This is a genomic window from Pelomicrobium sp., from assembly GCF_036803785.1.
GTDB lineage: Bacteria > Pseudomonadota > Gammaproteobacteria > Burkholderiales > UBA6910 > Pelomicrobium.
This window is the reverse complement of record NZ_DAIRTR010000127.1, coordinates 1-8,272: the sequence shown is the minus strand read 5'-3', so window position 1 is coordinate 8,272 and position 8,272 is coordinate 1. Positions and strand designations below refer to the sequence as shown.

Here is an 8,272-nt window from a genome sequence, read left to right as displayed (position 1 = left end):
GAAGGCGGCAGCGTATTGGGGGTGGGCGCGTAGCCTCGCCAGGCGATCTCGATCACTGCGGCGGCGTTTGCCTTTCTCTGCGCGCCCGATGGCTTCGAAAAACTGCAGCGCGAAGCGGTAATGGGCATCAAGCAAGGCGGGCGCTGGTTCGGGTAGGCTCATGGATCGGCTCTCGTGCGTGGAAGGTATCGGTCAGGGCTTGGCTGAAAAGAGCGCTCGCTGCATCGATCAGCGACGGCTTCATGCTCGCGTGCAGCGGCATACAGACCATTGAGGCGCAAAGGCGATCGGTGACAGGCAGGGTTCGTCCCAGCCCGTAGCGACGGAACAGTCGAGTGCGGTGGAGCGGTGGATGGTAGTAGCGGCGAAGCTCAAGGCCAGCGCGCACGCAACGCTGGCGCAGCGCTTCGGCGTCCGCGTCGGGGGCGAGCAGTAGAGGCAGCGTTTGCCAGGGTGGCTCGCCTGGGGCATGGGGCGCGGCGATGACTCCCCTTTCGAGCCATGGCGCGAGATGCCGCAGGTAGCGCGCCACGGTGGCACGCCGCGCGGCGATGTGGCGCTGCAGTTCATCGAGAGCCGCCAGACCGATGGCGGCAGCAAACTCGGAGAGCTTGCCGTTCACCCCACAGGCCACCACGTCCCCGTCTTGGAAGCCGAAGTTAATGGCCCGGCGCACGGCGGCCGCCAGCCGGGCAGGGCACAGGACCACCCCCCCTTCGCCGATGGCAAACACTTTGGTCGCGTGCGGCGAAAAGACTTCGGCCACGCCCGCATGGCCGACGGGAACGCCAGGACCGGTCCCGCCTAAGGCAGCGGCGCTATCCACGATCAAGGGCACGCCGTGGCGGGCGCAGACGGATTCCAGCGGCGCAAGATCGCGGCACAGACCGAAGGCCCGCACGGTGACCACTGCGCTCGCGCGCTGCGCGTCGAGCAGCTCTTCCAAGGCCGTGGGACAGAGCTCCCAAGTTACGGGGTCAACGTCGCAGAAGAGCGGCGTCGCCCCCGCCGCCAAGACCGCCTGGGCGGTGGCCGCAAAAGTGAAGGAGGGCACGACGACCCGACCGCGGACTTCCAACGCGCGCAACACCGCCTCCAATCCCGCCGTGGCGTTGGCGACGGGCACCGCCACGCGACGGCCATTGCCGAAGCGCTCGCTGAGCCGCTGGGCAAAAAGCTCGTGGACCGGGCCGAAGTTGCTGAACCAATGGTTCTGGTACGCCGGCTGCAGATACGCCAGCCAGCGCTCCGGTGGCGGAAGTTCGGGTTTGATGAAGCGGATCATGGGGCCACCTGGCCGGGACGGATATTTTGGAATAGCCGTCCAGGCTTGCCGTGCTGGGCGTACAGCGACTGCTCCATGGCGAGCAGGGCGTCGGCAGGGCGCTGGCCGATGCGGCGGGCTGGGCTGCCTGCCACCACGCTCCATGGCGCCACGTCGCGTCGCACCAAGGACAAGGCGCCCACCGCGGCACCCGTGCCGACGGTTACGCCGGGCAGGATGACGCTGTTCGCCCCCACGATGGCGTGCGCTTGGACCCAGGCGTGGGAGCGCTGCACCGCGCGGTAAGGCGGGGGAATGGTGGGATTGGTCAGTCCGCCCCCCAGGAAATCCTCGCTTCCGGTGAGAAGCCGCACGCCCGAGGAGAGACCGGCGAAATCTTCCAGCACGAACGGGCCGCCGCCGGTGATGGAGGCGAAGGCGGCGATGTGCACGTAGTTGCCAATAACACTGGGGCGGGTGACCTGGATGAAGACGAAGTCGTCGATGATCACGTGATCGCCGATGTGGAGGTATTCGGCTCCAACAATGCGGGCCGAAGGATAGACCCGTACTCCAAGGCCAACCGAGCGGAAGCGGTGTTCGGTCATGGCTTATCCTCCTGGGGAGGCGGCAGCACCGCGACCCGGTTCTTGCCTGCCTGTTTGGCCTGATACAGGGCCTTGTCCGCGCGTCCCAGCACCGCGTTGTCGTCCTCTCCGAGACGACGCAGGGTCACGCCGGCGCTGAAGGTGACGATGGGCCTGCGTTGATCGTGGAGGAAGATGTTCTTGGTGAGCTCCCGCTGCAGGCGCGCGAGCACCGTGGCCGCCTCCTCCAGCTCGGTCTCGGGAAGCAGCAGGACGAACTCCTCGCCGCCATAGCGGGCCACCACGTCGGTCGGCCGCAGGCTATGGCGCATGGTTTGCGCCAGGGCGCGCAGCGCCTCGTCCCCCGCCTGATGGCCCCAGGTATCGTTGAGCTGCTTGAAGTTGTCCACGTCCAGCATGGCCACGGCGAGGGGCGCACCGTGCCGGTCGGCGCGGGCCGCCTCCCGCTGCCACGCTTCGGCCAGGCCGACGCGGTTGAGCGCGCCCGTCAACAGGTCCTCGCGAGCGTTTTCCGCGGCCAGGGCTAGCTGGGCCTCCAGATGGCGGATTCTTTCCTCCGCTTCCTCGGCCCGCTGGCGAGCTTCTTGCAATTCCCTGTGGGAGCGGCGAGCGCTCGCTTCCATGGCTCGGGTGTCTTGCAGCACTTCCGCCAGGATCGCGCCCAGCTCGTCCAGATCGGCAGCACCGCTGATGCGCTCCACGTAACGCTCGATCTGGCCGTGGAATTGACCGGTCTCGTCCGCGAGGCTTCCCAGTCGGTCGATGAACAGAGCGATCATGCTCTTGAGAGCCTGGTGTGATTCGTGCACCGACCGACGCACCGTGCCCTGGCGGATGATGGCATCCCGCAGGGCGCGCTCCGCCTGCGCCAGTGCAGGCAGATCGAAAGGCGCCTCTAGCGCTCGGAACAGCGCGCACATCTGCCGGTCAAGTCCCGGGGTTTCCTGAACGCTTTCGGCGAGGCTGTCGGCCATCAATTTCAACAGGCGACGCGCCAGCTCGTCCCGCTGCGCCTGTTCGGCGACGCGCATTTCCAAATCCAACCAGAAGTGGCGCAGCTGCTCCCTCAGGCGGCTGGTGGAAAGCGGTCGATCGGCTTCCCGAACGGCTCCGGCCAAGCGTTTGGCCTGTGCTGCCAGAGCGGCATTGCTTGTTTCCAGGAAGGCAGCGAGACGCTCCAGGGTCTCGGCGAGGAGGTCACGAAGTTCCTCGCCGTCGGCGTCGGAAGGCGGCGCGGATGCAGGCGCCGGTTCTAGGTCTCGGGGCGCCTGGGCCCAGGCGTCGGCCCGCTCCTTGAGCCGCCGGAACAGTTCCTGTGCATGGCCGCCGTGGGCCGCGAGCACGTTTTCCAGCCGTTCCCGCTTGCGGGTCGGGGTTAGACCTTTGCGGGGGATGTCCCATTGGCGCAGGAGGTGCCGCAGCAGAGCGGCCCAATCCAGGTTAAGGTGGGAGGCGATGAGCGTGGACAGGTCCTGTAGCGCGGTGCGCGCGAGGGGCTCGCTGCGGATGACGATGGCTTTCTCCGCGGCAAGAGCCTGGGAGGCGGCGGCGGGCGCCTCTCGACCCAGCTTGACGCACCAGTCCGCGAGTAGCTTCCAACCATCGGCCTCCATAGGCAGGCCGGCGATTTCCCGGTACACCCGGGCGTAATTGTCGGGCGTCGGCGCCAGCCGCTGCTGGGCCAGGCGGTGCAAGGTGGATCGAGCGATCGTGGCTGGGTCTGTAGCGCTCGCGGACATGAGGCAAACCGGTCACTGAATGCACGGGCATTATGGGTGGCCGATTCGCGCTGCAAGGGCCGGAAAAAAGGCGGGGAAAGGGGTCATTTCCCCGCTCGTAGGACCAGGAGGGGAGGTCCCGGGCCTACGCCACCAGGCCCTGGGAGAGGGCGTAGCGGATGAGCTCGGCGTTGTTTTTGAGCCGCATTTTTTCCAGCAGCCGGGCCCGGTAGACGCTCACGGTCTTGACGCTGATGTTGAGCTCTTCGGCGATCTGGGTAAGGCTTTTTCCCGAAGCGATCAGACACAAGGTCTGGTATTCCCGGTCCGACAGGCGCTCGTGGGGTGCTTCTCGAGCGTTGCCGGCGATGGAGTCGGCGAGCTGCTCCGCCAAGGCGGGGCTCACGTATTTGCGGCCCGAGGCCACCTGACGGATGGCCTCCACCAGCAGCTCGGGGGCACTTGTCTTGGAAATGTAACCCGCGGCGCCCGCCTTGAGGGTGCGCAGCCCGACCACGTCTTCCGGGTACATGGACAGGACCAGAACCGGAAGGCGGGGGAACTCGTGCCGGAGCTGAGCCAGGGTGTCCAGACCGCTCCGCTTGGGCATGGAGATGTCGAGCAAGACCGCCTGGCACGCTTGCCCGTGGCGGCGCAGCCACTGGATCGCCTCTACCCCGTCGCCGGCTTCGCCTGCGACGCCCAGATCGCCGCAATCGTTGAGGATCTGCTTGAGCCCGTGGCGCACCACCGCGTGGTCGTCCACGATAAGCACCCGGATCATGGGCGGGCCTCCGCCGGGGTGAGGCTCGGCCTGTGGGGCTCGTCTCGGGGCGGCGAGCCGCCCGCCTGGGGATCTGGGATGGAGACCCGAAGCCGGGTGCCGCCCCTCGGCCCTGCCTCGATGTGGGCCTCGCCGCCCAAGGCACGGCAGCGTTCGAAGATGCCCCGAATGCCGAACGCACCCGGTTTGGCGAGATCTGCAGCCTCGATCCCGCGCCCGTTGTCCATCACCTCCAGGCTCACCCGTCCCCCTTGATAGCGCAAGACGGCGTGCACCTCGGACGCCCCGGCATGCTTCGAGACATTGGTCAGGGCCTCCTGGAAAATCCGGAACAGGGCGGTCGCCAGCTCCTCGGGGAGCTCCACGTCCTCCGGCTCCGTCTCCACGTCACATACGATCCCGAGGCGGTTTTCGAACTCCTTGGCCTGCCAGCAAAGGGCCGGTGTCAAGCCGAAATCCAGGATCGGGGGACGCAGATCGCGGGCGATGCGCTCCGTCGCGGCGATGACCCGATCCACCAGGATGCGGATTGAGCTCACCCGACCCAACAGGTCCATGCCTTGCGCCGGCAGGCGGTTCATGAGAGAGGCGAGCTCCAGCTTGACCGCCGTGAGCGTGCCGCCCAGGTCGTCGTGGATCTCCCGGGCGATCCGGGCGCGCTCTTCCTCCTTGACCCGTTCCACATGGGAAGAGAGCTCCAGGAGCTCTGCACTGGTGCGCTTCGCCTCCAGCTCCATGCGCTTGTTGCGGGTGATGTTGGTCATGATGCCGGCCCACAACACGGTGCCATCTTCCCGGCGGCGGGGTCCGGCGCGCACGTTGATCCATTTGGGCCCGTTGCTATAGGGGGTGATGAGGCGCCCTTCCCAGTTGCAGGCATCGAGACGGCGCGCGGATTGGGACAGGGCCTCGAGAAAGCCGGCTCGCTCCTCGGGCACGATCTGCTCGACGAAGCGCCCGGCGTCGGCGAGTAGCGTCTCCGGGGCGAGCCCCAGGAGCGGCCGGGCGCCCTCGCTTACGAAGGTGAAGCGATCGCCGCCTCGGTCCCGGGCTAGCTCGAAGACCATGCCGGGCACATGGCAGGCGAGACTGCGGAACCGGGCCTCGCTCTCCCGCAGGGCCTGTTGCGCCTGGAGCCGCTCCCGCCGCTCGGCGGCAACGGCCAGGGCGCGCGCCACCGCGTGGGGGAGCCGCCACAGGTGGTCCCGGAGCAGATAGTCGTCGGCCCCAGCTTTGACGATGTCTGCCACCGCTTCTTCACCGATCGGATCCGAGACCACCACCACGGGAAGATCGGGGCGCATCTCCTTCGCCGCCGCGATGGCGGCCAGGGCATCGAGGCCCGGTACGGCGTGCTCCGCCACGAGAAGGTCCCACGGCCGGCGCGAAAGCGCCGTTGTCAACGCTGTCAGCGTCTCGACGCGTTGCGCCTCGATTCGGTATCCCTCAGCCTCCATTCGCGGGATGAATGAAGAATCCGTCAACGTCGGATTTCCTGCGAGCAGCAGGCGCAGTAATTGTCCTTTCATGCTGTTTTTGTGGTTTTTTCCACCCGCGAGCGCGGGCGATTTTAACATGGCTTTCGCCACGCCTCTTGACGCAGGTCAAGCTAGCCCAAGCCCTGCGCAGGCCGGCGCATGGAAACCGCTAGCACGATTCGTGCAACGGGCGACTCAAGTTTGCACGCAGCGCGCCGTTAGGTCATCGGACTGCCCATCGACAGAGCCGAACGTCTATGCAGGACGTCTACCTCGGGCGCCAGCCCATTCTCGACACCCGGCGCCATACCGTGGCCTACGAGCTCCTGTTCCGGAGCGCGCCGACCGGACCGGCCGTGATTCGAGACGACTCCCTGGCCACCGCGCAAGTCATCGTGGGGGCGTTCTGCGATCTGGGCCTGCAGCAGGTGCTGGGGGCATACAAGGGCTATATCAACGTGGGGAGCGAAATCCTGCTGAGCGACACCGTGGAGCTCCTGCCCAAGGAGTACGTGGTGCTGGAGCTGCTGGAGACGGTGGAACCGGCGCCAGAAGTCCTGAAGCGCTGCGCCGGGCTCAGGCGCCAGGGTTATCGCATCGCCTTAGACGACGTGGTGGAGCCAGACGAGCGGCTGGAGCGGCTTGTGGGGGTGGTGGACGTGGTCAAGGTGGACGTCAAGGCAGCTCCAGAGTCATCCGTGCGCGCCACGGTCGAAGCGCTTCGGCGACGATCGGCGGTGCTGCTCGCAGAAAAGGTGGACACGCCGGAGCAGGCCGAGACCTGCACCGCCCTCGGCTTCCGATTGTTCCAGGGCTATTTCTTCGCGCGTCCGGAAATCCTCTCGGGCCGGCGCGCCGACCCGGCGAAGATGGCGCTGCTGCGGCTGCTGTCCCTGGTGCTGGCGGACGCGAGCCCAGAGGAGATCGAGCAGGCGCTCAAACCCCACGTGGAGCTTTCCTACAACCTGCTGCGCCTGGTGAACTCGGCCGCAAGCGGCCTGCCGAGGCGCATCCATTCCTTGCGCCAGGGCATCCTCATCCTGGGACAGCGCCAGCTCCTGCGCTGGGTGCAGCTTCTGCTCTATACCGCTCCCGCGGCCGGCGGCACCCTGACCAATCCCTTGATCCAGCTCGCGGCCGCCCGCGGTAAGCTGATGGAGTTGCTCGCCGCTCGGGAGGAGCCGGGGCGGCCGGAGGTAAGCGATCAGGCGTTCATGGTGGGGTTATTGTCCCTGCTGGACACTCTGCTCGGAATGCCCATGGCCGAAATCGTGGAAGAGTTGAAGCTCGCCCCCGAGATTGCCGAAGCGCTGCTCAGGCGCAACGGGATGCTGGGCCGCCTGCTGCAACTTCAGGAATGGCTCGAATCGGGGGAAGCGGCCAAAGTGATGGCGGCGTGCAAGCATTTTACCGGCTTCAATCTGGGCGATCTCATGCAAGACCAGCTGGAGGCGCTCAGGTGGGCCCATGACCTGGGCCGAGACGGCGGCGAGGGCGGAGGGTGAGGGAGCGGTAAGGGGATGGACGGCATGGTGGCCGGGCTTGTGGCGCTCGAGCCCCAGGATCTCGAGGTGGGACGGCCGACCCCTTTTCGCATCTACGGCGAGGACGGGCGACTGATTCTCGATCGGGGCGAGGCGATTGCCGGCAAGGAGGATCGCGTGACGCTGTCTTTCACTTTGCGCGTGGAAGAGGCCTCGGCAGCGATCGAGACCAGGGCTTTCGTCCGGTCGGTCAATCCGGATCCTGCCACGGCCGGGTTTCGTCTTGGCCTACAATTCGACCGGCTGGAAGGTCTCCCGTATCTGGCGCTCAAGGCCTACGTGCTGGAGCGGCTGTGTGAGGATCCCTCGAGTCTCGTCTGAAGGGCGAGGCGAGCCTCGCCGACCACCAAAGCCCGCCTTCGTTTGAGCGGCCCTCGCTGGTGATCTTCACCGCCTCGGCCAGCCTTTCCGTACCCTGCTTTGCAGGTTTTCTAGTAGAGGACTTTCACCGAAAAGCCCCGGCGCGTGAGCAAGCTGGGGACGCCCTGTTCCCCGTACAAGTGCAGCGCGCCAAAGGTGGCGAAGACCTTACCCTGGGCGATGAGGGGCGCTAGGCGCTCGGCCATGCGCACGTTGCGCTCGTCCAGGACGCGGCGCAGGAACAACTCGTTGTGGTGTCGGCGCTCTGGACTGTCTCCCAGGGCCTGGGCGTTGAGCCGCCACAAGGCCTCCAGGTCCCGCGCCAGATAGGCCTCCACGAGGTGATGGATCGCTTCCTGGAGCGGGCCGTGGTCGGCGATCACCTTTTTCAGCAGGACGAGCTGTGTTTCCAGGGGCAGGGCGTCGAACGCGGCGATCTGCTCGTCCACCGTTTCCAAGGCGTGGATGGATTTTCGCGCGCGCATCGCTTCCTCCTGCAGCACTCGGTCGAGGATG

8 protein-coding genes are annotated in these 8,272 nt (G+C 66.7%); 2 read left to right on the top strand and 6 right to left on the bottom strand.

From position 1 onward, the window contains the following. Positions 1–127 precede the first annotated feature (127 nt). The 5 genes from V7Q81_RS12895 to V7Q81_RS12875 form a co-directional block, all read right to left on the bottom strand. The gene (locus V7Q81_RS12895) at positions 128–1,285 is read right to left on the bottom strand and encodes a DegT/DnrJ/EryC1/StrS family aminotransferase (protein WP_333843923.1); all 1,158 of its coding nucleotides are present in this window, start codon (positions 1,283–1,285) and stop codon (positions 128–130) included. After that, entirely contained in the window at positions 1,282–1,872 is a 591-nt protein-coding gene (locus V7Q81_RS12890; RefSeq protein ID WP_333843920.1) for an acyltransferase, read from the bottom strand. Before V7Q81_RS12890 ends, V7Q81_RS12895 begins: the two co-directional genes overlap by 4 nt. Next, on the bottom strand, positions 1,869–3,611 hold the full coding sequence (locus V7Q81_RS12885; protein ID WP_333843917.1) for a GGDEF domain-containing protein: 1,743 nt from the start codon (positions 3,609–3,611) through the stop codon (positions 1,869–1,871). The genes V7Q81_RS12890 and V7Q81_RS12885 overlap by 4 nt, the downstream gene beginning before the upstream one ends. A 124-nt stretch (positions 3,612–3,735) precedes the next feature. Next, positions 3,736–4,374, bottom strand: a complete 639-nt coding sequence (locus tag V7Q81_RS12880) for a response regulator transcription factor (RefSeq protein ID WP_333843913.1) — start codon at positions 4,372–4,374, stop codon at positions 3,736–3,738. Then, entirely contained in the window at positions 4,371–5,831 is a 1,461-nt protein-coding gene (locus tag V7Q81_RS12875) for a PAS domain-containing sensor histidine kinase (protein ID WP_333843911.1), read from the bottom strand. Before V7Q81_RS12875 ends, V7Q81_RS12880 begins: the two co-directional genes overlap by 4 nt. 278 nt (positions 5,832–6,109) lie before the next feature. On the opposite strand from V7Q81_RS12875, the gene V7Q81_RS12870 reads away from it, so the two are divergent. Both V7Q81_RS12870 and V7Q81_RS12865 read left to right on the top strand, forming a co-directional pair. Continuing rightward, the gene (locus V7Q81_RS12870; protein WP_333843909.1) at positions 6,110–7,357 is read left to right on the top strand and encodes an EAL and HDOD domain-containing protein; all 1,248 of its coding nucleotides are present in this window, start codon (positions 6,110–6,112) and stop codon (positions 7,355–7,357) included. Positions 7,358–7,381: 24 nt separating this feature from the next. Next, positions 7,382–7,717: a hypothetical protein gene (locus V7Q81_RS12865; protein WP_333843906.1), complete on the top strand. Its 336-nt coding sequence runs from the start codon at positions 7,382–7,384 to the stop codon at positions 7,715–7,717. 110 nt (positions 7,718–7,827) lie between these two features. Here the strand turns inward: V7Q81_RS12865 and V7Q81_RS12860 are convergent. After that, the coding region (locus V7Q81_RS12860) for a TraB/GumN family protein (RefSeq protein WP_333843905.1) at positions 7,828–8,272 on the bottom strand (445 nt) is incomplete at its 5' end.